At 69.5% G+C, this 21,865-nt stretch carries 20 protein-coding genes; 14 read left to right on the top strand and 6 right to left on the bottom strand.

Annotation, left to right across the window (positions count from 1 at the left end; translation table 11 throughout):
• The first annotated feature begins 78 nt into the window (after positions 1-78).
• The 9 genes from ACYVIO_RS31140 to ACYVIO_RS31100 all read left to right on the top strand — a co-directional run bounded on the left by ACYVIO_RS31140 (position 79) and on the right by ACYVIO_RS31100 (position 9,895).
• Positions 79-1,704, top strand: a complete 1,626-nt coding sequence (locus tag ACYVIO_RS31140; RefSeq protein WP_460654490.1) for an AMP-binding protein — start codon at positions 79-81, stop codon at positions 1,702-1,704.
• A 128-nt stretch (positions 1,705-1,832) separates the two neighbouring features.
• Positions 1,833-3,119: an MSMEG_0569 family flavin-dependent oxidoreductase gene (locus tag ACYVIO_RS31135; protein ID WP_460654489.1), complete on the top strand. Its 1,287-nt coding sequence runs from the start codon at positions 1,833-1,835 to the stop codon at positions 3,117-3,119.
• Positions 3,120-3,129: 10 nt separating this feature from the next.
• Positions 3,130-3,954, top strand: coding sequence for an amidohydrolase family protein (locus ACYVIO_RS31130; protein WP_460654488.1), 825 nt, complete (start codon positions 3,130-3,132; stop codon positions 3,952-3,954).
• Between the two features lie 29 nt (positions 3,955-3,983).
• Positions 3,984-4,496: an MSMEG_0572/Sll0783 family nitrogen starvation response protein gene (locus ACYVIO_RS31125; protein ID WP_460654487.1), complete on the top strand. Its 513-nt coding sequence runs from the start codon at positions 3,984-3,986 to the stop codon at positions 4,494-4,496.
• Between the two features lie 10 nt (positions 4,497-4,506).
• Positions 4,507-5,577 carry an MSMEG_0568 family radical SAM protein gene (locus tag ACYVIO_RS31120; RefSeq protein WP_460654486.1) on the top strand — a complete coding sequence of 357 codons (1,071 nt, stop codon included), beginning with the start codon at positions 4,507-4,509 and terminating at the stop codon, positions 5,575-5,577.
• Positions 5,574-7,142 (top strand): MSMEG_0567/sll0787 family protein, encoded by a 1,569-nt coding sequence (locus ACYVIO_RS31115; RefSeq protein ID WP_460654485.1) that lies wholly within the window; start codon positions 5,574-5,576, stop codon positions 7,140-7,142. Before ACYVIO_RS31120 ends, ACYVIO_RS31115 begins: the two co-directional genes overlap by 4 nt.
• Positions 7,139-7,975, top strand: a complete 837-nt coding sequence (locus ACYVIO_RS31110) for a carbon-nitrogen hydrolase family protein (protein ID WP_460654484.1) — start codon at positions 7,139-7,141, stop codon at positions 7,973-7,975. Before ACYVIO_RS31115 ends, ACYVIO_RS31110 begins: the two co-directional genes overlap by 4 nt.
• A gap of 31 nt (positions 7,976-8,006) precedes the next feature.
• Positions 8,007-8,828, top strand: coding sequence for a carbon-nitrogen hydrolase family protein (locus tag ACYVIO_RS31105; protein WP_460654483.1), 822 nt, complete (start codon positions 8,007-8,009; stop codon positions 8,826-8,828).
• The gene (locus ACYVIO_RS31100) at positions 8,828-9,895 is read left to right on the top strand and encodes an MSMEG_0565 family glycosyltransferase (RefSeq protein WP_460654482.1); all 1,068 of its coding nucleotides are present in this window, start codon (positions 8,828-8,830) and stop codon (positions 9,893-9,895) included. Before ACYVIO_RS31105 ends, ACYVIO_RS31100 begins: the two co-directional genes overlap by 1 nt.
• Here ACYVIO_RS31100 and ACYVIO_RS31095 read toward each other — a convergent pair.
• A complete protein-coding gene (locus ACYVIO_RS31095) occupies positions 9,872-10,741 on the bottom strand; it encodes a LysR family transcriptional regulator (RefSeq protein ID WP_460654636.1) in 870 nt (289 codons plus the stop codon). The genes ACYVIO_RS31100 and ACYVIO_RS31095 overlap by 24 nt on opposite strands.
• Positions 10,742-10,850: 109 nt before the next feature.
• Between ACYVIO_RS31095 and ACYVIO_RS31090 the strand changes: the two genes are divergently transcribed.
• Positions 10,851-12,056: an MFS transporter gene (locus ACYVIO_RS31090; RefSeq protein ID WP_460654481.1), complete on the top strand. Its 1,206-nt coding sequence runs from the start codon at positions 10,851-10,853 to the stop codon at positions 12,054-12,056.
• Here the strand turns inward: ACYVIO_RS31090 and ACYVIO_RS31085 are convergent.
• From ACYVIO_RS31085 to ACYVIO_RS31075, 3 genes are read right to left on the bottom strand one after another with little or no spacing between them, the layout of a single operon-like run.
• Positions 11,987-12,946: a R2-like ligand-binding oxidase gene (locus tag ACYVIO_RS31085; RefSeq protein ID WP_460654480.1), complete on the bottom strand. Its 960-nt coding sequence runs from the start codon at positions 12,944-12,946 to the stop codon at positions 11,987-11,989. The genes ACYVIO_RS31090 and ACYVIO_RS31085 overlap by 70 nt on opposite strands.
• Positions 12,946-13,524, bottom strand: coding sequence for a TetR family transcriptional regulator (locus ACYVIO_RS31080; RefSeq protein WP_460654479.1), 579 nt, complete (start codon positions 13,522-13,524; stop codon positions 12,946-12,948). Before ACYVIO_RS31080 ends, ACYVIO_RS31085 begins: the two co-directional genes overlap by 1 nt.
• 55 nt (positions 13,525-13,579) lie before the next feature.
• Positions 13,580-14,509, bottom strand: coding sequence for a TauD/TfdA dioxygenase family protein (locus ACYVIO_RS31075; RefSeq protein ID WP_460654478.1), 930 nt, complete (start codon positions 14,507-14,509; stop codon positions 13,580-13,582).
• A gap of 84 nt (positions 14,510-14,593) precedes the next feature.
• On the opposite strand from ACYVIO_RS31075, the gene larE reads away from it, so the two are divergent.
• Together larE and ACYVIO_RS31065 are read left to right on the top strand one after the other, a co-directional pair.
• A complete protein-coding gene (larE, locus tag ACYVIO_RS31070; RefSeq protein ID WP_460654477.1) occupies positions 14,594-16,063 on the top strand; it encodes an ATP-dependent sacrificial sulfur transferase LarE in 1,470 nt (489 codons plus the stop codon).
• Positions 16,064-16,275: 212 nt separating this feature from the next.
• Positions 16,276-16,659: a cold-shock protein gene (locus tag ACYVIO_RS31065; protein WP_425834935.1), complete on the top strand. Its 384-nt coding sequence runs from the start codon at positions 16,276-16,278 to the stop codon at positions 16,657-16,659.
• Between the two features lie 3 nt (positions 16,660-16,662).
• Here ACYVIO_RS31065 and ACYVIO_RS31060 read toward each other — a convergent pair whose 3' ends face one another.
• On the bottom strand, positions 16,663-17,382 hold the full coding sequence (locus tag ACYVIO_RS31060; RefSeq protein ID WP_460654476.1) for a TetR/AcrR family transcriptional regulator: 720 nt from the start codon (positions 17,380-17,382) through the stop codon (positions 16,663-16,665).
• 97 nt (positions 17,383-17,479) lie between these two features.
• On the opposite strand from ACYVIO_RS31060, the gene ACYVIO_RS31055 reads away from it, so the two are divergent.
• A complete protein-coding gene (locus ACYVIO_RS31055; RefSeq protein ID WP_460654475.1) occupies positions 17,480-19,003 on the top strand; it encodes an MFS transporter in 1,524 nt (507 codons plus the stop codon).
• A 4-nt stretch (positions 19,004-19,007) separates the two neighbouring features.
• On the opposite strand, the gene ACYVIO_RS31050 is transcribed toward ACYVIO_RS31055, so the two are convergent.
• On the bottom strand, positions 19,008-20,870 hold the full coding sequence (locus ACYVIO_RS31050; protein ID WP_460654474.1) for an MFS transporter: 1,863 nt from the start codon (positions 20,868-20,870) through the stop codon (positions 19,008-19,010).
• Between the two features lie 86 nt (positions 20,871-20,956).
• Here ACYVIO_RS31050 and ACYVIO_RS31045 point away from each other — a divergent pair, with 86 nt between their 5' ends.
• Complete coding sequence (locus ACYVIO_RS31045; RefSeq protein ID WP_460654473.1) at positions 20,957-21,865, top strand: DUF3027 domain-containing protein; 909 nt, start codon at positions 20,957-20,959, stop codon at positions 21,863-21,865.

Genomic DNA, 21,865 nt, shown 5'->3' with positions numbered 1-21,865 from the left:
CTCGAACACGTGTTCGCCCGCGCCACGCGACAGGCCGCCGGGGTTGTCGGACGCCTACTCGCGAGTCACGATGGCGCCATGAGCCTGCCGTCGTACGCGTCCGGGATGTCCGAGGTTCCGTTGCTGGGCGAGACGATCGGCGCGAACCTGCGCCGGACCGTCGCGACGTACGGCGGTAAGGAGTCGCTGGTCGAGGTCGCCTCCGGCCGGCGCTGGACGTACGCCGAGTTCGGGGTTGCCGTCGACACCTTCGCGAAGGGCCTGATGGCGCGCGGGATCCGCAAGGGCGACCGGGTCGGGATCTGGGCGCCGAACTGCGCCGAGTGGACGATCACGCAGTACGCGACGGCGACGATCGGCGCGATCCTGGTGAACATCAACCCGGCGTACCGGACGCACGAGCTGTCGTACGCGCTGAACCAGTCCGGCGTCCGGCTGCTGATCTCGGCGACCGAGTTCAAGACCAGCGACTACCGGGCGATGGTCGACGAGGTCCGCGGCGACTGCGCGGCGCTCGAGGACACCATCTACATCGGTACGCCGGACTGGGACGCCGTGGTCGACGCGGCCGGCGGGACGACCGACGAGCAGCTCGCCGAGCGCGAGGCGTCGCTGGCCTTCGACGACGCGATCAACATCCAGTACACGTCAGGCACGACCGGTTTCCCCAAGGGTGCAACGCTTTCGCACCACAACATTCTGAACAACGGCTACTTCGTCACCGAGCTGATCGGCTTCACCGCCGACGACCGGCTCTGCATCCCGGTGCCCTTCTACCACTGCTTCGGCATGGTGATGGCCAACCTCGGTTGCACCACGCACGGCGCGTGCATGGTGATCCCGGCGCCGGCCTTCGACCCGGCGGCGACGCTGAAAGCCGTTCAGGACGAGCGCTGCACGGGCTTGTACGGCGTACCGACGATGTTCATCGCCGAGCTCGGGCTGCCGGACTTCGCCGACTACGACCTGACCTCGTTGCGGACCGGCGTGATGGCCGGGTCGCCGTGCCCGATCGAGGTGATGAAGCGCTGCGTCGCCGACATGCACATGGCCGAGGTCGCGATCTGCTACGGCATGACCGAGACGTCGCCCGTCTCCACACAGACCCGCCGCGACGACGACCTCGACCGCCGTACGTCGACCGTCGGGCAGGTGATGCCGCACGTCGAGGTGAAGCTGATCGATCCCGCTACCGGCCTCGTCGTACCGCGCGGTGAGCCGGGCGAGCTGTGCACCCGCGGCTACTCGGTGATGCTCGGCTACTGGGACGACGCGGAGAAGACCGCCGAGGCGATCGACCGGGCCCGCTGGATGCACACCGGCGACCTCGCGACGATGCGCGACGACGGCTACGTGAACATCGTCGGCCGGATCAAGGACATGGTCATCCGCGGCGGCGAGAACGTGTACCCGCGCGAGATCGAGGAGTTCCTCTACACCCACCCGTCGATCGCCGACGTCCAGGTGGTCGGCGTCCCCGACGCCAAGTACGGCGAGGAGCTGTGTGCCTGGATCAAGCTCAAGGACGGCGCCCCGGAGCTCGACGCCGACGCCGTCCGCGAGTTCGCCACCGGCAAGCTGGCCCACTACAAGATCCCGCGCTACGTCCTGCTCGTCGACGACTTCCCGATGACGATCACCGGCAAGATCCGCAAGATCGAGATGCGCGAGAAGTCGGTAGAACTGTTGGGTCTCACCAACTGATTCCTGGTTACCCACCCGAAACACCGGTGGGTGGTTCGGAAACCTGAGTTTGTTCCGGGGGCAATCGTGGGGCAATCGGGGAGTTCTTCACTGGATGTCATCCAGTCGGAACCACCTCGGGAGCTCGGATGGCGCAGATCGTCGACGGAACGCACCGGTCGGTCGTCGTGGTCGGCGGCGGGCAGGCCGGGCTGGCGACCAGCTGGCACCTGACCCGGCAGGGCGTGGACCACCTGGTGCTGGAGGCCGACCGGGTCGGCAGCGAGTGGCGCGAACGGCGCTGGGACTCCTTCTGCCTGGTCACCCCGAACTGGCAGTGCCGCCTCCCGGGCTTCCCGTACGCCGGTCCGTCGCCGGACGGCTTCATGGTGCGCGACGAGATCGTCACCTACCTGGAGAACTACGTCCACTCGTACGACGTACCACTGGTGGAAGGCGTCCGCGCGACATCGCTCGACGAGAGGCCGGACCAGGGCTTTCGCATCACAACCTCGGCCGGCACCCTCACCACAGACCAAGTAGTCGTGGCGACAGGCCCCTACCAGCGACCCAGGATCCCCCGAATCGCGGAGAGGCTACCGCCCTCGGTCCACCAACTGCACTCCTCGCAGTACAAGAACCCCGACCAGCTCCCGCCCGGCGAGGTAGTGGTCGTAGGCACCGGTCAGTCCGGCTGCCAGATCGCCGAGGACCTGCACCTCGCCGGCCGAACGGTCCACCTGGCCACCGGCAGTGCCCCACGCGTCGCGCGGTTCTACCGCGGCCTCGACGTCGTCGCCTGGCTCGACCGGATGGGCTACTACGCCAAGGGCATCGACGAGTTCGACGACGCCGACGCCGTGCGGTTCCGGGTGAACCACTACGTCACCGGCCGCGACGGCGGGCGCGACATCGACCTGCGGAAGTTCGCGCTCGAAGGCATGCGGCTGTACGGCCGCTTGGTCGACATCGACGGCGAGCTGCGCTTCGCCGACGACCTGCAGACCAACCTCGACCACGCCGACGCGGTCTCCGAGGGCATCAAGGACTCCATCGACGCCTTCATCGCCACTAAAGGACTGGACGCCCCGGAAGAGCCGCGCTACCACCCGCTCTGGCAACCATCGAAGACCCCAGAATCCCTAACCCTGCAAGGGATCTCAGCCGTCATCTGGAGCACCGGCTTCCGCCGCGACGACTCCTGGATCCGCGTCCCCGTCTTCGACGGCCGCGGCTACCCGACCCACCGTCGCGGCGTCACCAGCGTCCCCGGCCTCTACTTCGTCGGCCTGCCCTGGCAGCACACCTGGGGCTCCGGCCGGTTCGGCGGCGTCGCGGACGACGCGGCGTACCTGACCGAGCGGATCCTCACCCACCGGATGCAGTACGGCGTCCGCTGGATCGCCGGCGTACCGCCGCAGCGGACCGTGGCCTGAGGAGAGCGACATGTCGACAAAGATCTCCGACGCGCACCGGCACCTCGGCAAGCTGCCGGCGTACCCGTTCTACGGCGGCCCGCCGGTCAACCCCGACGTCACCGCCCGCGCCACGATCGATGAACTGGTGGCCGATCTCGATGCCGAAGGCACCGAACGCGCTCTGGTGATTCCGAACTACGGTGTCCCGGACGTCGCGGTCTCGTTCGCGCTGAACGACCTGGTCGTCGAGGCCGCGGCCCGCGACGACCGGATCCGGGCCGGGCTGTGGGTGTCACCGCGGCCGCAGGACTCGGCGTACACGACCAAAGCTCTCGCGCTCGCCGGTGAGCCGGGAGTGAAGGCGTTGAAGATCAGCTTCCTGCTCGGCGGCCACCCGACCGGTGACGACGTACGGCCGCAGCTCGACGAGATCTTCGCGACCGCACGCCGGTACGGGCTGGTCGTCCACGTGCACACGTCGCCGGGCGCCGCGTCCGACATCGATCACGTCGGCCACCTGGTCGACACGTACGCCGACGAGGTCGCGCTGCACCTGGTGCACTTCGGCGGCGGGATGAGCGGGCACATCAAGCTGATCGGCTCCCGCTTCTTCGACTGGATCGAGAGCGGCAAGCAGGTCTACACCGATCTGTCCTGGGCGATCGGCTTCGCCCCGGGCTGGCTGGCCGCCGAGATCGAACGCCGCGGCGTCGGCCACGACCGGGTGCTGTTCGCCAGTGACCAGCCGTGGGGCGACCACGCCGGCGAGCTCGCCCGGATGCGCGCCGCGATGGGTGACGGCGAACTCGCCGACCACGTCTTCCACCGGACCTTCAGCCACCTCTACGACTGATTTTCCCCAACCCAGCAAGGAGCACAGCCATGCCCGAACTGACCGAGCTCGAGACCAAGAGCCTGGACGAGATCCCGCACCCGTCCCTGCCGCAGGGCTCCAGCATCTACGGCGGCACGAAGGTCTTCCCCGACTATCAGGCCGAGGACGGCGAGACCTACTTCACGCTCGTGCACGGCATCGCGCACGAGTCGTCGGTGAGCTTCGTCGCGATCCTGCAGGCGACCCGCGCGCAGCGCAAGGGCTTCGAGTCGGCGATCTACTTCTACGGACCGGGCTCGCTGAACTGCCTGGCCACGCGCGGTTTCCCGACCACCGGCAACTCGGCCTTCCCCGGCGAGCACAACATCAACGAGTCGCTGAAGACGTTCATCGCCGAGGGCGGCAAGGTCTACTGCTGCCGCTTCGGGCTGTCGCTGCACGGGGCCCGCGAGGAGGACCTGATCGAGGGCGTCATCCCGACGCACCCACTCGACGTCCAGGACGCGCTGATCCACTACGCGCGCAAGGGCTCGATCATCAACTCGACGTACATGTTCTGAGGGGTCGATGATGAGCGTTGGCACCGAAGGACAGTTGACCGCGCGGGCCGAGATGGCCGTGTACGGCGTACAGGTGGACGCGCCGGTCCGCCGCAGCAAGGGGGCCGGGCCGAGCGACGACGGGCACCTGGTCGTCGACGGTGCCAACGCCACTTTGCCGATCGTTGCGGACAGCCCCTATCAGGTCCGGGACGGGCAGGTGTTCCGATCGGGGCGGTCGCTCGGGTTGTCGGTCGAGCCCGTCCAGCGGCCGCGGTTCTACGACCTGCGGACCGTGGACGGCGTTCCGTACCAGCAGATCGCGTTGCTGCACGGAAAGGACGTGCTGGCCACGACGGTCGTGCAGACGTGCATCCGGTACGACGAGTCGACGCGCTGCCGCTTCTGCTCGATCGAGGAGTCGCTGCGCGCCGGGGCGACGGTCGCGGCGAAGACGCCCGCCCAGCTCGCGGAGGTCGCCGAGGCGGCCGTGCGGCTGGACGGCGTCAAGCAGATGGTGATGACGACCGGTACGACGACCGGGCGTGATCGTGGGGCGCGGAACCTGGTGCGGTGCGTGAAGGCCGTCCTGCAGGCCGTTCCGGGGTTGCCGATCCAGGTGCAGATCGAGCCGCCGGGGGATCTGTCGGTTCTTGCCGATCTGCGCGCCGCCGGTGCGACGTCGATCGGGATCCACGTGGAGTCGCTGGACGACGAGGTCCGGCGGCGGTGGATGCCGGGGAAGTCGACGGTGCCTTTGGCCGAGTACGACGCTGCGTGGGACGAGGCCGTTCGGGTCTTCGGGCGCAACCGGGTGTCGACGTACCTGCTGATCGGTCTGGGCGAAGACGTGGACGAGCTGGTCGCCGGCGCCGGGCGGCTGATCGAGCGCGGGGTCTATCCGTTCGTCGTTCCCCTTCGCCCGATGCTCGGCACGCTGGCGCGGGCTGACGGCGTACTGCCGCCTTCGCCTGCGTTGGTCGAGGAGGTCACCACCCGAGTCGCCGCGCTCCTGTCCGCTGCCGAGATGCGAGGCGCTGACCAGGGTGCAGGATGCGCGGCCTGCGGTGCTTGCAGCTTGCTGTCAGCAGCCGGCTCATGAAGGTCCTCGAGCAGTCGACCGGCGTCCGCCGAGCCGCGGATGTAGAAGCCCTCCTTGGCCCGACCCCGCCGCCTTTCCTGATCGAACAAGCAGACCGCCTGGCGCTGAAGGCCTACCACCACCTCCGCCACGCGGCCTTCGTCGAGTCCCAGGGCCTCTTCGAGGGAACAGACTTGGACGACCGCGACGAGGACCCCCGCACAATCGTCCTGGTAGCCCGAGACCACACCGGCCAGGTAGTAGGAGGCGTCAGGCTCGGCCCGGCCAACGCCGGCCCGGACATCGGCTGGTGGCAGGGCGGCCGCCTGGTCACGGCCCCCGGCTCGGCCAGGCCTCGGCCGGCCTCCGGTCCTGCGCCGGCCCCCGGTTTGGCCGGGTCTCGGCCAGCCTCCGGTTCTCCGCCGGCCCGCGGCCACATCGGCCGCGCCGAAGGCTGCGGCCAGGGCGGCGCCTCCGCCTCTCCCCTCCTTTCCCCGTCGGCGCCGCCCGGCGCCAGCCGGGCGGCGCCGACGGGAGTTGGTGCGGCGCTCGTGCGCGCGGCTTGTGCTTTTGCTGAAGCCGCGGGGGCTCTTCGGTTTGATGCGACGGTGCAGATCGGCGCCCATCGGTTCTTCCAGCGGCTTGGGTGGGAGACCGTTCGGGGAGTGCAGGTTGCTGGGCGGCCGCATGTGTTGATGCGGTGGCCGATCGGGCGGGTGGCTCAGTTGGTGGCGGCTACCAAGGCTGAGCTGGGGGGTTTGCTCGAAGGGACCGGGCCGCAGGGGTTCGTCGGCGACGACGGGGCTCCCGTGCCGGGGAGTGATCTGGTGGCGGCGTGTGACGCGATTGTGCCGGCGATGGTGGAGCGGGATCCGGAGTGGGCGGGCTGGTGTTCGGTCCTCGTCAACGTGAACGATCTGGCGGCGATGGGGGCTGAGCCGGTGGGGTTGCTGGATGCGTTGGGGGCCAGGGACGCGGCGTTCGCGGCTCGGGTGCTCGGCGGGTTGCGGAAGGCAGCGGCGGCGTACGGCGTACCGGTGCTTGGCGGGCACACGCAGTTCGGTGTGCCGGCGGCGTTGAGTGTTACGGCGTTGGGCCGGGCGGAGCGACCCGTGCCGGGCGGAGGTGGATGGCCAGGGGAGGCTCTCAGGTTGACGGCTGACCTGGGCGGTGGATGGCGGCCGGGCTATGCGGGTCGACAGTGGGATTCGACCAGCGGACGGCGTACGGACGAACTGCGGACGATGATCGCGGCGGTCGGCAAGGCGCAACCATCAGCGGCGAAGGACGTCTCGATGGCAGGCGTTGTGGGGACGTTGGGAATGTTGGCCGAGGCCAGCGGGTGCGCAGCCGTGCTCGATGTCGGCGACGTGCCGAAGCCGAACGAGGCGTCGATGGGGGACTGGCTGACCTGCTTCCCCGGGTTCGCGATGTTGACGGCGGGAGACCAGGAACTACCGGCCGGACCGGCGGACAGTGCTGTCTGCGGTGAACTGACGAGCGGGCAGGGCGTCTCACTGCGCTGGCCCGACGGGGAGCTCACCGTGGCCGTGCCGGCCGGGGTGACCGGAATGGGAGCGGCATGATGCTGCGGATGGCGGCCGTGGCCGCGAACTTCGACCGGGACCTGGAGGCCGATTTCGCCCGCATCGCGGGGCTGATCGAACAGGCCAGATCCGAAGGCGTGCAACTGCTGGCGCTGCCCGAGGGAGCGCTCGGCGGATACCTGCTGAGCCTCGACGGCAGCGCCGATCCGCCGCCGGCCTTCGACCTCGACGGCCCGGAGATCGCTCGGCTGGTCGCGCTGGCGGGGGATCTGGTCGTCACTGTCGGGTACGCCGAAGCGGCCGGTGGGTTCATCTACAACAGCGCTGTCTGCGTCAGCGGTGACGGCGTACTCGGGCATCACCGCAAGGTGCATCAACCGCTGCACGAGGACGCGCACTACGCGGCGGGTGATCGGTTCGAGGCGTTCGATACGCCGGTCGGACGGCTCGGGATGATGATTTGCTACGACAAGGCGTTCCCGGAGGCGGCGCGATCGCTCGCACTGGACGGTGCCGAGGTGATCGTCTGTATGTCCGCCTGGCCGGGCGCGCGGACCAACCCGGACCCGGACCTCGCGAAGGACCGCTGGAAGCGGCGCTTCGACCTGTTCGACCGGGCGAGAGCCCTGGAGAACCAGGTGGTCTGGCTGTCGGCCAACCAGTCCGGGATGTTCGGCTCGCTGCGGTTCGTGGCGAGTGCGAAGGTGGTCGACCCCGGCGGCGAGATCCTCGCCGACACGGGCGTCACCGAGGGCATGGCGATCGCCGAGCTCGACGTCGCCGAGTCTCTCGATCTGGCCCGTCGCTCCATGGGCCACCTCCGCGACCGCCGCCCGGAAACCTACGGCGCCCCCGAACTCGCCCGGTCCTGACGACCACCATGCGGGAGAGGAGGGGAGACCGATGGGACTGAAGATCGGTGCCGTGGCAGCCGGGTTCACCAGGGATCTCGAGTTCGATCTCTCCCGGATCGAGGCGTTGATCCGGCACGGGCGGCGGGAAGAGGTGCAGCTGCTGGTGCTGCCGGATGCAGCGCTCGGCGGCTACCTGCTCGACCTCAGCCCTGACCAACCGGCCACCGATCTCCCGCCCGCGCTCGGCCTCGACGATCCGCTGATCTCCAAGGTGATCGCGATGGCCGGTGAGATGGTGGTCTGCTTCGGGTTCTGCGAGGCCGACGGCGACGACCGGTACAACACCGCGCTCTGCGTCACCGGCGACGGCGTACTCGGCCGGCACCGCAAGGTGCACCAGCCACCGGCCGAGCGCGGGGTCTATGCCGCGGGCAACAGTTTCACGCCGTTCGACACCCCGGTCGGGCGGATCGGCCTGATGATCGACTATGACAAGACCTTCCCCGAATCGGCTCGCGCGCTGGCCGTCGGCGGCGCCGAGGTGATCGCCTGCCTGAACGCGTGGCCGACCAGCATCACCAACCGCGCCGCCCGGATGAACGAGGACCGCCAGTCGCGCTTGTTCGACCTGTACGACCGGTCCCGCGCGGCCGAGAACCAGGTCGTGCTGGTCTCGTCCAACCTGACCGGCTCGATCGGCGGGATGCGGTTCCTCGGCCAGTCGAAGATCGTCGGCCCGGGCGGCGACATCGTGGCCCGGACCTGGTCGAAGGCGGGCATCGCGATCGCGGACGTCGATGTACGGGCCGAGCTCGAGACCGCGCGCCGCGTCCTGCACCACCTCGACGAACGCCGCCCGGAGGTCTACTGATGCGGATCGCCCTGCTCAGCTACTCGACCAAGCCGCGCGGCGGGGTCGTGCACACGCTCGCACTCGCGGAGGCGCTGGCTGCGGCCGGCGAGGACGTGACGGTCTGGTCGCTCGGCCGCGGTGGTGACACGTCGTTCTTCCGGGCGGTCGATCCGCGGGTGACGCTGTCGGTCGTCCCGTTCCCCGAGCTGGACGGCGAGGGGATGGGGGAGCGGATCCTGCGGTCGATCGCCGTACTGCGGGACGCGTTCGACGGTACGGCGTACGACGTGGTGCACGCGCAGGACTGCATCAGTGCGAATGCTGCTGGGCGGTGTGTGCGGACTGCGCATCATCTGGATCGGTTCACGACGCCGGAACTGGTGGCTTGTCATGAGCGGGCGATTGTGGAGCCGTACGCGCATGTGTGCGTGTCGGCGGCGGTGGCCGACGAGCTGGCCGCAGGATGGGGGCTTAAGGCAACGGTTATTCCGAACGGGGTGGATGCTGAGCGCTTCGCCGCGGCGGGCGGGCCAAAAGGTGAGCGGGGAAGGGCTGCCTGGCGGGAGCAGCTTGGGCGGTATCTCGTCACTGTGGGAGGGATCGAGCCGCGGAAGGGGTCGCTGGAACTACTTGAGGCCTTTGCGCTGGTTGAAGATCCGACGGTGCAGCTGGTGATTGCGGGTGGCGAGACGCTGTTCGACTACCGGCCCTATCGCGAGGCGTGGGACCGGCGGGCTGCCGAGCTGGGCGTGGCGCCGATCGTCCTCGGCCCGGTGGACGACGACCGGCTGCCCACCTTGGTCGCCGGCGCGGAGGCGTTCGCTTTCCCTTCGGTCAAAGAAGGTTTCGGGCTCGCGCCGATGGAGGCCCTCGCTGCCGGCGTCCCGTTGGTGGTCTCCGACCTGCCGGTCTTCCACGAGATCTTCGGATCAGCAGCGACGTACGCCGCAAGCGCAGCCGAGCTGGCCGCCGCGCTCACCACTCCGACCGACCCTGAACGCCGAGCAGCCGGCCAGGCGCTGGCCCGGTCCTACACCTGGCAGGCCGCAGCCCAGGCCCACCTAGCGTTCTACCGGTCCCTGTAGCCCAGCGGCGAACGCCTTCAGCGAAGGCGTCTCCTCGCCCCGCCGCCAGACCAAGCCGAGCGCCGAGTCGGGCAGACCCGTGATCGGGATGTGCGCGATGTCGGTGCGCTGGTTCTGCTCGGCGGTCGGCCGGCACAGCAGCATGCTGCCGCGGTTGGCAGCGATCATCGACAGGCCCTCTTGGAGGGTTCGGATTTCGGGGCCGCGGCAGACCAATGCACCCGACGGTGTCTGCGTGGGCGCCTGCGCCTGACGCCAGTACCCGGGAGCAGGCGGCGCGACCGAGATCAGCACCAGGCCGGCGAGGTCCTCGACGTCCAGGACCGATCGGTCGGCCAGCGGGTGCTTCACCGAGACGGTCAGCGTCTGCGGCTGCTCCGAGAAGATCGGCCCGAGGATGAGATCGTCCTCGGCGACCGGCAGCAGTACGACCGCGCTGTCGACCTCACCGCGCCGCAACGCTCCGAACGGATCGTTCAGCGGCAGCTCGGTCACCTCGATCAGGCAGCACGGGTGCTCCTCCTGGAAGGCGGCGACCGCCGCGAGGATGTTGTCGTTCGCCGTCCCCTGGAACCCGATCCGCAGCTGCCCGCCACCACCGGCTGCCGTCTCCTGTGTGTTCGCGACCACCCGCTCCAACGCCGCGTACGCCGGGCGCAGTGACTCGAGGAACTCCTGCCCGAGCGGCGTCAGCGACACCCGCCTGCTGGTCCGCTCGACCAGGCGGCCGCCGATCCGGCGTTCGAGGGCACGCAGCAGCTGGCTGACCCGGCTCTGGGTCAGGTAGAGCCGCTCGGCCGTCCGCCCGAAGTGCAGCTCCTCGGCCAGCACGAGGAAGCACTCCAGCTCCCGGAGCTCCAGGCTGATGACGGCCTCCTCGATCGATGAGTGTGACTACTCCAAGGATGAGCACATCGTCGTTGTTCCCGTCCAGCAGGTCCCGTTGGCTGGAACCATGACAACCCTGTGCGTCGACGAGACCCGGACCGACGGCTGGGCCGCCGCGGTGACGATGGCGGTCACCGTGTTCACCGTCGTCACCGCCGAGATGCTCCCGGTCGGCCTGCTGACCCCGATGAGTGCCTCACTCGGCGTGAGCGAGGGCACCGCCGGTCTGACCCTCACAGTGACCGGCCTGGTCGCAGCGCTCTCCTCACCGGTGCTGCCGCTGCTGCTGGGCAAGGTGGACCGCCGAACCGTGCTGGTCGGTCTGATGCTCCTGCTCGCCGGTGCCAGCCTCCTCGCCGCGTGGTCACCGACGTACGGCGTACTGGTCGCTGCTCGCGTCGTCACCGGCGTCTCGATGGGAGGTGTCTGGCTGCTGACCGTCGGCCTGGCCGCACGGCTGGTCCCGCAGCAGTCGGTCGGCCCGGCGACCTCACTGATCTTCAGCGGCATCGGCATCGCCTCCGTGCTCGGCATCCCCGCCGCCGCGTACGTCGGCGAGCTGGTCGGCTGGCGCTGGGCCTTCGCCTCGATCGGCGTCCTGTCGCTGGTCCTCGCCGGAGCTATCGCTGCCCTCCTCCCACCCCTGCCCGCCGCAGCCGCCGTACGCCTCGCAGACGTCGCAGCAGCCCTGCGCATCAAGCAGGTCCGAGTAGGCCTCGTCCTGGTGGCGCTGGTGGTCACCGCCCACTTCTCGGCGTACACCTACATCCGCCCGCTGCTGGACGGGCTCGGCCCCTCGCTGGTCGGCACCCTGCTGCTCGCGTACGGCGTCGCAGGCGTCACCGGCAACTTCGTCGCCGGCTCGGTCAAGTCCTACCGAGTCATGCTCGGTCTGATCGCCGCACTGATCGCGCTGCCTGTTCTCGCCATGCCACTGCTCGGCACCACCGTCCCCGGAGCCGTTGTCCTGCTGGTGATCTGGGGCTTCGGGTACGGCGGCACCACAGTCACCACGCAGGCCTGGAACCACGCCGCAGCGCCCAGTGCTCCGGAGGCGTCGTCAGCACTCCTGGTGGGAGTGTTCAACGGAGCCATCGCCCTGGGCGCCTTCACAGGCGGCCGTGTAATCGACCACCTGGGTACTACCGCCGTGACCTGGCTGACCGGCCTACTGGCGCTGGCTGCGCTGGCAGTAGTAGCTCTTCACCGGACAGCGGCCAGCGCGGCCGAGTCCTCGTCGCCGAAGTCGTCCTCGAGCTTCTCGGGGGAGTAGTCGAGGTCGATCCCGGCCACGTCCGCGCCGACCGCCGACTCGATCGCTCCGAGGCGTCGGGTCGCGCGGTCGCCGGCGTACGTCATCAGGGCGGTCGGGTTGATCTCCGGCGGCAGCTCGGGGGAGTTCTCCAGCGCCCACTGGATCTGCACGAGCGCGTGCGGGAGCAGTTCCTCCATCGTGTCGGTGACGACCTTCCAGTTGGACTCGTCGGCCGCGACGTGACGGCGGCAGGTGAACGTGCCCCAGGCCATGTGGCGGCGCTCGTCGTCACCGATGCGCCGGATCAGCTCCTGCATGCCGGGCAGGATGCCGCGGGCGGTGCAGAGCAGGTTCCAGGCGTGGTAGCCGGTGAGGGCCAGAGTGCCTTCCACCACGTGGTTGTACGTGACCGAGGCGCGGACCTGGTTGGCGGGTGACGGGTCGTCGGCCAGCGACTTGAGTGCCACGGGCAACGCTTCGTAGAAGATCGCGCGGTAGCCGGGGTTGTGCTCGACGTACCGGTGCAGGTCCTCGGTGACGCCGACCGCGTCCAGCCAGAGCCGGAAGACCGCGGTGTGCTTGGCCTCCTCGAAGCAGAACTGGGTCAGGTACATCTCGTCGCCGAACCGGCCCTCCGCGGCCATCGCCTGCAGGAACGGCTGCAGGTCCTCGGTGACCGCTTCCTCGCCGGCGATGAACTGCGCGCACAGCATCATCGCGTTGTCCTTCTCGTTCGGCGTCAGCCGCTGCCAGTCCTCGGCGTCGGTGCTGAAGTCGATGTCACGCGGGTTCCAGAACTTGCGGTTGCCCTTGTCGAACAGCCGCAGCGGCAGGGCGTCCCAGTTGAAGCCGCCCTCGCGCAGCGAGTTGAAACCCTTGCGGTGCAGGGGGTTCGCCGTGGTGGTCATCATTGCCTCCTGAGGAACGGGCCCAGCACCTGAGCCACCTGGGACGCGACGACCGCGGGCGCGGCGCCGGGGTTCACGATGTGACTCAGTACGACGCGCAGCGCGATGTCCACACAGGTGGTCGCGTCCTGCGCCGGCACCGCCGGCCAGTGCTCCCGGACGTGCGCGTCGAGCCGCTGGTGGCTCAGCTCCAGCACCTGCTGGCCCCGTGTGGTCAGCAGCTGACTGGCCTGGTCCGAGCCCGGCTGGCCGAGCGCGGCCTTCACCAGCGGGTTGTCCGCGGCCAGCGTCAACGCCCGCTCGACCGCGGCCCGCAGCCCGTCGATCGGGTCGCCGTGCTCGCTCAGCGCCGCGTTGACCTCGACCAGGAACCGCTCGGTCTCCCGCGCCGCCACCGCCTGCAGCAGGCCCCACCGATCCTTGAACTCGTTGTAGACCGTCTGCCGGGACACCCCGACCCGGCGGCCGACCTCGGCCATCTTCAGGCCGTCGTAGCCGCCGGCCACCAGGACGTCGTACGCCGCGTCGAGCAGCTCGTCGTGCAAGCGCCGCTTGGTCCGATCGGCGAAGGTGTCCATGCCTCCCAGGGTTTACATATCTGTCCTCGGTGTCAAGAGATCAGACGCTGGCAACTCAGATGTCAAGCGACGAGAAGTGCGCCGCGTCGCCCGTTCGCGGCGTACTGCGGACCCCGTCGACGCTCACCGGGACGTCGCCGGCCAGCGTGATCCGGTGCAGCCGCCGCGGCTGGTCGTCGTAGTCCGCGACGCCGAAGTGCTGGGTCGCGCGGTTGTCCCAGATCGCCAGGTCACCCGGCTGCCACTGCCAGCGGACGGTGTTGTCGAGGTTGGTCACCCGGTTCTGCAGCAGTTGGAAGAGCTGGGTCGTCTCGGCCGAGCTGAGTCCGACGAAGCGCCGTACGAAGTGACCGAGCACGAGCGACCGCTCGCCGGTCTCCGGGTGCACGCGGACCACCGGGTGCTCGGTCTCGAACAGCTGCGAGACGAACTGGTCGTGGTACTCCTGGAACTTCACGTCGATCCCACCGATCCGCGTCTCGTCGCGCGCCCCGGCGTAGTCGTACACGTTGCTGTGTACCGCCCAGAGCTTGTCGACCAGCGCCTTGAGCGGGACCGGCAGACTCTCGTACGCCGTGACGGTGTTCGCCCAGCTCGTGTTCCCGCCGTACGCCGGAAGTGTGACCGCCCGGAGCAGGCTGATCGCAGGGATCCGGTCGACGAACGTCACGTCGGTGTGCCAGCTGTTCGCCTTGCTGTAGTCGGAGTCGATCGGGAGCACGCTGCTCGCGCCCTCGACGCTCTTCGCGGTCGGGTGAGCCAGCGTCGGCGTACCGAGAAGCCGGGCGAACGCGAGCTGCCCGGCATCGTCCAGGTGCTGCTGGTCGCGGAAGAAGATCACCTTGTGGGTGAGCAGGGCCTGCCGAATCGTGGCGACGGTCGCGGAGTCCAGGTCGCCGCCGAGCTGGACGCCGCCGATCACCGCCCCGATCGCGCTGCCGGCCTTGGTGACGGTCACGGTGGGTGCTGTCAGTTGAGTGGTCATAACTCCATATTCCAACTAAGTTAGTAGACTTTGAAGCGGGTTCGGCATCTGAGACGGCGAGCCCGACGACGTAGGATCTGGGGTGTGTCAACCGCCGAGATGCCGTCCGCTGCCGCCACTACCGACGTACCGGAACTCGTGGTCGGGTTCGATCTGGACATGACGCTGATCGACTCGCGGCCGGGGATCCAGGCGGTCTGGGACCTGCTGGCCGCCGAGACCGGCGCCGAGATCGACACCGACCTGGTGGTGAGCCGGCTCGGGCCGCCGCTGACCTGGGAGATGGCGCACTGGTTCCCCGAGGACCAGGTCGACGCGATGGTCGCGCGGTACCGCGAGGTCTACCCGGCGCACGCGATCACCGGGAGCCTGCCGCTGCCCGGCGTCGCCGAATCGCTGGCCGCGATCCGCGCGCTGCGTGGGCGGACCATGGTGGTCTCGGCCAAGTACGCCCCGAGCGTCAAGCTGCACCTGGATCACCTCGGCCTGGACGTCGACGAGCCGGTCGGTGACCTGCACGGCGCCGACAAGGGCATCGCGCTGCGCGAGCACAAGGCGACGATCTACGTCGGCGATCACACGGCCGACATCGACGGAGCCCACGCGGCCGGAGCGGTCGCGGTGAGCGTGGCGACCGGGCCGTTCACCGCCGACGAGCTGCGGGCGTACGGCGCGGACGTCGTACTGAACGATCTGACGGAGTTCCCTGCCTGGCTCGACGCGTACGTGCTGGAGCAGCGGCTCGAGGCGCTGATGGCCCGCCTGGCGACGTACCCGAGTCTGGTCGTCGCGTTCAGCGGCGGCGCCGACTCGGCCTTCCTGCTGGCGGCCGCGGCCCGCGCGATCGGCCCGGCCAACGTGGTCGCGGCGACAGCGGTCAGCCCGAGCCTCCCGGTCGCGGAGCTGGAACCCGCGGCGCGCTTTGCCGACGGTGTCGGCGTCCGGCACGTCACGCCGCACACGCACGAGATGGACCGCGAGGGCTATCAGGCCAACGCCGGCGACCGGTGCTACTTCTGCAAGGCGGAGCTGGTCGAGACGCTGCAGCCGATCGCCGACGAGTTCGGCATTACCGCGATCGCGACCGGGACGAACGCCGACGACGCGATCGCCGGGTTCCGGCCGGGCATCCGCGCGGCGTTCGAGCGCGGTGCGATCACGCCGCTGAAGGACGCGCGGCTGACCAAGGCGCAGATCCGCGAGGCGTCGCGCAGCTGGGGTCTGGAGACGTCGGACAAGCCGGCCGCGGCCTGCCTGTCGAGCCGCATCGCGTACGGCGTACGGATCACGCCGAACCTGCTCGCCCGGGTCGACCGGGCCGAGCAGGTCGTCCGCGAGCACTTGGCGCCGTACGGCGTGCAGAACGTCCGCGTCCGCGACCTCGGCCAGTCCGCGAGCATCGAGATCGACGCCGCGCTGCTCGGCGCGGTCGACAGTGCGGCACTGGTCGAACTGGTCCGCGCCGAAGGCTTCCTGGCGGCCGCGGTCGATCCGCGCGGCTTCCGTTCCGGCTCGATGAACGAGCGGCTCAAGGAGCCCGAAAAGTATCGGTGAGCGGCGCCGCCGGGGGATCGTTCCATCGGCGACGCGGTCGCAGCAGGTGATGACCCGGAATTACGAGACCGGGAGTGTGGAATCGGTGCCTGATCAGGTAGTTTTCCACAGGCGCGGCGAACCCTGTTCACGTACGCTGGGTAGCCGGCCCGGGCAGCCTGTCCGGTCCCCTTTTCCGTCCTGTTCCGTCGATCGACATCGAAGAGGTTCCCGTGCCTGTTGGCAAGGTCAAGTGGTATGACTCCGAGAAGGGGTTCGGCTTCCTCAGCAAGGAGGAGGGCGGGGACGTCTACGTGCGCGCGGAGGCTTTACCGGCCGGAGTGACCAGCCTCAAACCGGGCCAGAAGGTCGAGTTCGGCGTCGTCGAGGGCCGCAAGGGTGAGCAGGCGCTGCAGGTCCGGCTGATCGACCCGCCGCCGTCGGTGGCCAAGGCGATGCGCCCGAAGCCGGAAGAGATGTCGCTGGTCGTCGAGGACCTGATCAAGCTGCTCGACAACCTCGGCGAGGGCTACCGCCGCGGCCGTCACCCCGACGGCAAAGCGGCCCGCCAGGTCGCGACGGTACTGCGCGGAGTGGCCGACCGCCTCGACATCTGACCCCTACTTCTTGCGCCGTTCGATCAGTTGCTGGATGCCGTCGAGGACGACGTCCAGCCCGTTCTGGAAGTCGTCGCCCGCGTAGTCGACGTCCAGCTCTCCGGGCTTCAGGTTCGCCGCGATCGTGGGGTACCGCTCCGGCGTCGCCAGCATCGCGAGCCGCCGCCCGTAGAGCTGGTCGGCGCCGTCGTCGGTCCGCAGGTGCGTGGTCAGCTGCGCCGTACCGCGGACGTAGATGTTGACCAGCATCATCGACGACAGCTGATCGTTCGGCGTCAGCGGTGTGCCCTCGAAGGCCCGCAGCGCCGCCTCCATCCAGTCCAGCTGCTGCGGTGACAGCGGGGGCTCGAACACCGGCACCTGCAACACCCACGGATGCCGCACCAGCGCGTCCCGGAAGTGCTCGGCCCAGGCGGTGATTCGCGCCCGCCAGCCGAGCGACTCGTCGACCGGCGCCGGCTGACCGAACGCCTCGTCCAGCATCACGACGTACAGGTCGTCCTTGGCCTCGACGTACCGGTAGAGCGACATCGTGGTGAAGCCGAGCTCGGCGGCCACCTTGCTCATCGAGACCGCGCCGAGCCCGCCGGCGTCGGCCAGCCGGACCGCGGCCGCGCCGATCTCGCTGATGTGGAACGTCGGCTTCGGCCCCGGCCGGGCCGGCCCTTCCAGTCCCCACAGCTGCTGCAGCACCCTCGGCAGCTCGAGCTCGCTCATCTCCATGGCCGCAGTCTATCTGTTTACAACATAGACAGATAGCGGCTATGGTCTGCGTATGGCGCACACAGTGTGCGTCGTACGCAGATCACCTGGAGGGGTCATGACCGAACGCGCCGGCCGGAAGGAGTGGATCGCGCTGGGGGTGCTCGCGCTGCCGCTGCTGCTGGTCTCGATGGACGTGTCGGTGCTCTACTTCGCCGTCCCGTTCATCTCCGCCGACCTCGGGGTGAGTGCGACCGAGCAGCTGTGGATCTTCGACATCTACGGCTTCGTGCTGGCCGGGATGCTGATCACGATGGGCGCGCTCGGCGACCGGATCGGCCGGCGCCGGCTGCTCCTGATCGGCGCGGTCGCGTTCGGCTTGGCGTCGGTCGCGGCGGCGTACGCGCAGACCCCGGAGCAGTTGATCGCCGCGCGGGCCGTCCTCGGGATCGGTGGTGCGACGCTGATGCCGTCGACGCTGGCGCTGATCCGCAACATGTTCCACGACGCCGGTCAGCGGCAGAAGGCGATCGCGTTCTGGAGCGCGGTGATGCTCGGCGGGATCTCGCTCGGGCCGGTGCTCGGCGGGGTGCTGCTCGAGCACTTCTGGTGGGGCTCGGTGTTCCTGATCAACACTCCCGCGATGGTGCTGCTGCTGGTGATCGCGCCGGTGCTGCTGCCGGAGTTCAAGGCGCCTGCTCTTGGGCGGTTCGATCTGTTGGGATCGGTGTTGTCGCTGGCCGCGGTGCTGCCGGTGATCTGGGGGATCAAGGAGATCGCGGCGCACGGGGTCGACACGGTGCCGGTGATCTCGATCGTGGTCGGGCTGCTGATGGGGGCCGCGTTCCTGCAGCGGCAGCGCACTGCGGCGTACCCGATGGTCGAGCTGGGGATGTTCCGCAACCGGGCCTTCAGTGGGGCGCTCGCGGCGAACACGATCGGGATGCTCGCGCTGGTGGGCAACGCGGTCTTCATGACGCAGTACCTGCAGTTGGTTCTCGGGCTGAGTCCCTTGAAGGCTGCTCTGTGGGCGCTCGTTCCGTCGGTTGCCGTTGGTGGTGCCGCGCCTTTGTCGACTGTCCTGGCGGCTCGGATGGACCGGGCCAACGTTCTCGGCGGTGCCTTCCTTCTGTCGGCCGGTGGCTTCATCGTCCTCACTCAGATCGAGGTGACCTCGGGGTTGTGGGTCCTCCTCACCGGCTCAGGGCTGCTCGCCGCCGGGCTGGTGATGGTGATGGCGCTGGTCACCGAAGCAGTCGTCGGTGCTGTCGCTCCCGAACGAGCCGGCTCGGCGTCCGCCCTGATGGAGACCTGCAGTGAGTTCGGCGGCGCTCTCGGCATCGCCGTCCTCGGGAGCATCGGTACGGCGGCGTATCGCTCCGACCTTCAGTTGCCGGCTGGCCTTCCTGCTGCGGCCGCAGATGGTGCCCGCGAAGGTCTGCCTGCCGCCACCGCCGTCGCAGCCCAACTCCCGGGTCAGCTCCACGACGCCGTACTGGCGGCCGCCCGCCACGCCTTCAATCACAGCCTCAACACCGCGGCGGTCGTTGGAGCAGTCCTGCTGATCGCCACGGCGATCACCATCACCCTCGTACTCCGAGGAACTGCTGAGAAGAAGACAGAGAAGTTGGTTGAGGCCTAGAACCTCACCGCGAGCGGCGGCGCCGGAACAGTCCGGTCCGCCGCTCGACGCGTGTCTCGTCGTTCGTACGTCGTTCGGCGGCGGGTTGTTCGGCGGTGCGTTCTACGGTTGGTTCTTCGGCCCACTTGGCTGGCTCGGCGACCGTGTCGTCGTCGTCGGGCTGGCCGCTCCACCAGCGGCCGGCGGCGGGTGCCTGCTCGGGCTTCGGTTTGATGCGGAGCTCGACGGTGGGTTCGGTCGTGTGGGGAGTGTCGGTGCGGGGGCCCTGGGCTCGGCGTTCGCTGATGCGCGTGGTGGTGGGGTCCTGGGGGCTGGTCATCACCGTGCGGGTGGTGCCGGGCTCGTCGGGCGTGGGGCGGCGGACCGGGCGGGTCTCGGCGTGCGGCGCTGGAGTGCGAGGGGCCGACGGGCTGTTCGCCATACGAGGTTGTGGGGCGGGCTTGTGGCGGACGACCAGGAAGATCACGACCAGCAGGACCGCGGCGAGGAAGCCGAAGCCGAGGCGGGGGATGAGCGGGAGGACGATGCCACAGCCGCCGCCGATCACCCAGGAGAGTTGGAGGACGGTTTCGGAGCGGGCGAAGACCGAGGTGCGGACGGTTTCGGGGACGTCGCGCTGGATCATCGCGTCCAGGGACAGCTTGCCGAGCGAGCTGCACAGGCCGGCGACCAGGCCGAGCAGGATCAGGGTCGGGAAGCCGTAGAGGATCGCGACGGTGAGCGCGATGGCGGCGTCCGCGAGCAGCACGACGAGTACGACGGCCTCGGGTTTTCTTGCCTTGAGCAACGATCCGGCGAGGGTTCCCAGGCTGTTGCCGATACCGGCCGCCGCGATCACCGCACCGGCGGCGACCACGCCGTCGAGCCCGCTGATCGGTTTGTCGCGCAGCAGGAACGCCAGGTACATGGTCAGGAAGCCGGAGACGAACCGCAGCCCGAGGTTGCACCGGATGCCCCGCGAGACCGCCGCGGTGATCGCGCGGCGACGCGCCTCGCGTCCGGCCGAGCCGGTCATCTCCTCGCCGGCCGGTGAGTCCACGCGGCTCGGCAGGCGGATCGCGAGGATCAGGCCGACGGTGTAGACGACGGCTGCCCAGCGCAGCGACCACTCCGGCCCGATCGCGGCGAACGCGCCCGCGATGCCCGCGCCGACCGTCGCCCCGGCGACGCCCGCGAGGGAGATCCGCGAGTTGGCCGTGACGAGGGTGATCTCCTTCGGCAGCAGACGCGGTACGGCGGAAGCGCGCGTCACGCCGTACGCCTTGGAAGCGACGAGACACCCGAGCGCTGCCGGGTACAACCAGGTGGAGCTGTCGTGGATCGACGCGGCCAGGCTCCAGACGAGGAAGCCGCGCAGCCCGAGCGTCGCGCCGATCGCCCACCGGCGGCCGTGCCGGAAGCGGTCCAGGATCGGGCCGATCAGCGGAGCCATCAGCGCGAACGGCGCCATCGTCAGCAGCAGGAACAGGGCGACGCGGTCGCGCGCCTGCTCACTCGGTACGGCGAAGAACACGGTGCCCGCCAGAGAGACCGCGAAGGCAGTGTCACCGGCGGCGTTCACCGCGCCGAGCTCGATCAGCCGCGACAGCCCGGACTCCCGAGCTCCTTGCGCGCCGGTCAGTCCCGAGATGCGCCGCCCGGTCGCCTTGCCCATCCGCCCGGTCACCCCGGCGGTCTTCTTCGAGATCGAGGCGAACCCGGTCGCGCCCACCTTCGAGGCGTGCCCGACCTTCTTGCTCGCACTCCCGAGCCGCTGCCCCGCCGTCCCCAACCGCTCACCAGCAGTCTTCTTGGTGCTGTTCGACGTGTGATCGCCCGCGCCCGGCGTACCGGTCGGACCGGTGTTCGTCGGGTCGGGAGTCTCCATGGACCCATCCTGCCTTGTGCGGGGGACAGACCGCAGGCGCGGCACGGTTCGGATTCCGTTGGTACGGCATGCGAGAATGACCGACTGTGACTCCCGTCAAAGCTCCGGAACCGGTCCGCGCCAAGCCCGACGCCGTCTGCGTCGGGGCGGTGGAACCTGCCCGCGACGCCGCGATCGAGGAAGCCGGCGCCGCGCAGGTCGGGGAACACCTCGGCTACTCGGTCGAAGGCGAGCGGCTCGTCACCCACTACTTCGCCTCCGCCCACCCCGGCTACAAGGGCTGGCGCTGGGCGGTCACGGTCACCCGCGCGTCCCGCGCCAAGACCGTCACGGTGAACGAGGTCGTCATGCTGCCGGGCGACGTCGCGATCGTCGCGCCCGAGTGGGTGCCGTGGTCGGACCGCGTCAAGCCGGGCGACCTGCGGCCGGGCGACCTGTTCCCGACGCTGCCGGAGGACCCGCGGCTCGAGCCCGGCTACACCGACACCACCGGTGCGCCCGACGAGGTGCTCGCGGTCGTCGAGGAGCTCGGGCTGGGACGCGAGCGGGTGCTGTCGCCGGCCGGCCGTGAGGACGCGGCCGAGCGCTGGTACGCCGGGGACTTCGGCCCGGCCTCACCGATCGCGCAGGCCGTGCCGTTCAAGTGCAACTCCTGCGGGTACTGGATCCGCCTGGCTGACAGCCTCGGTCAGGCCTTCGGTGCGTGCGCGAACGAGATGGCTCCGGGCGAGGGACGCGTTGTCGCCTACGACTACGGCTGCGGTGCGCACTCGGACGTCGTGATCGACGCGCCGGACCACCCGTCGACCGAGCACGCGTTCGACACCACCGGGTACGACGAGCTGGCGATGCCGACCGACGCGACGTCGACCGACCTCACGCCGGCCGAGGCCGACGACGAGGTCGCCGAGGCGGACGCCGTACAGACCGAGGTCGAGGCAGCCGCCGAGCCCACGTCGGACGACGAGGTCGAAGAGGTCGCGGAGAAGGACTGA

Source organism: Kribbella endophytica (assembly GCF_054781295.1).
This window is presented reverse-complemented; position numbering and strand designations above follow the sequence as displayed.

Excerpts from the sequence above, each read along its gene's own strand:
- ACYVIO_RS31140 (WP_460654490.1), top strand. The coding sequence starts at position 79 with ATGAGCCTGCCGTCGTACGCGTCCGGGATGTCCGAGGTTCCGTTGCTG.
- ACYVIO_RS31135 (WP_460654489.1), top strand. The coding sequence starts at position 1,833 with ATGGCGCAGATCGTCGACGGAACGCACCGGTCGGTCGTCGTGGTCGGC.
- ACYVIO_RS31130 (WP_460654488.1), top strand. The coding sequence starts at position 3,130 with ATGTCGACAAAGATCTCCGACGCGCACCGGCACCTCGGCAAGCTGCCG.
- ACYVIO_RS31125 (WP_460654487.1), top strand. The coding sequence starts at position 3,984 with ATGCCCGAACTGACCGAGCTCGAGACCAAGAGCCTGGACGAGATCCCG.
- ACYVIO_RS31120 (WP_460654486.1), top strand. The coding sequence starts at position 4,507 with ATGAGCGTTGGCACCGAAGGACAGTTGACCGCGCGGGCCGAGATGGCC.
- ACYVIO_RS31115 (WP_460654485.1), top strand. The coding sequence starts at position 5,574 with ATGAAGGTCCTCGAGCAGTCGACCGGCGTCCGCCGAGCCGCGGATGTA.
- ACYVIO_RS31110 (WP_460654484.1), top strand. The coding sequence starts at position 7,139 with ATGATGCTGCGGATGGCGGCCGTGGCCGCGAACTTCGACCGGGACCTG.
- ACYVIO_RS31105 (WP_460654483.1), top strand. The coding sequence starts at position 8,007 with ATGGGACTGAAGATCGGTGCCGTGGCAGCCGGGTTCACCAGGGATCTC.
- ACYVIO_RS31100 (WP_460654482.1), top strand. The coding sequence starts at position 8,828 with ATGCGGATCGCCCTGCTCAGCTACTCGACCAAGCCGCGCGGCGGGGTC.
- ACYVIO_RS31090 (WP_460654481.1), top strand. The coding sequence starts at position 10,851 with ATGACAACCCTGTGCGTCGACGAGACCCGGACCGACGGCTGGGCCGCC.
- ACYVIO_RS31085 (WP_460654480.1), bottom strand. The coding sequence starts at position 12,946 with ATGACCACCACGGCGAACCCCCTGCACCGCAAGGGTTTCAACTCGCTG.
- ACYVIO_RS31080 (WP_460654479.1), bottom strand. The coding sequence starts at position 13,524 with ATGGACACCTTCGCCGATCGGACCAAGCGGCGCTTGCACGACGAGCTG.
- ACYVIO_RS31075 (WP_460654478.1), bottom strand. The coding sequence starts at position 14,509 with ATGACCACTCAACTGACAGCACCCACCGTGACCGTCACCAAGGCCGGC.
- ACYVIO_RS31060 (WP_460654476.1), bottom strand. The coding sequence starts at position 17,382 with ATGGAGATGAGCGAGCTCGAGCTGCCGAGGGTGCTGCAGCAGCTGTGG.
- ACYVIO_RS31055 (WP_460654475.1), top strand. The coding sequence starts at position 17,480 with ATGACCGAACGCGCCGGCCGGAAGGAGTGGATCGCGCTGGGGGTGCTC.
- ACYVIO_RS31050 (WP_460654474.1), bottom strand. The coding sequence starts at position 20,870 with ATGGAGACTCCCGACCCGACGAACACCGGTCCGACCGGTACGCCGGGC.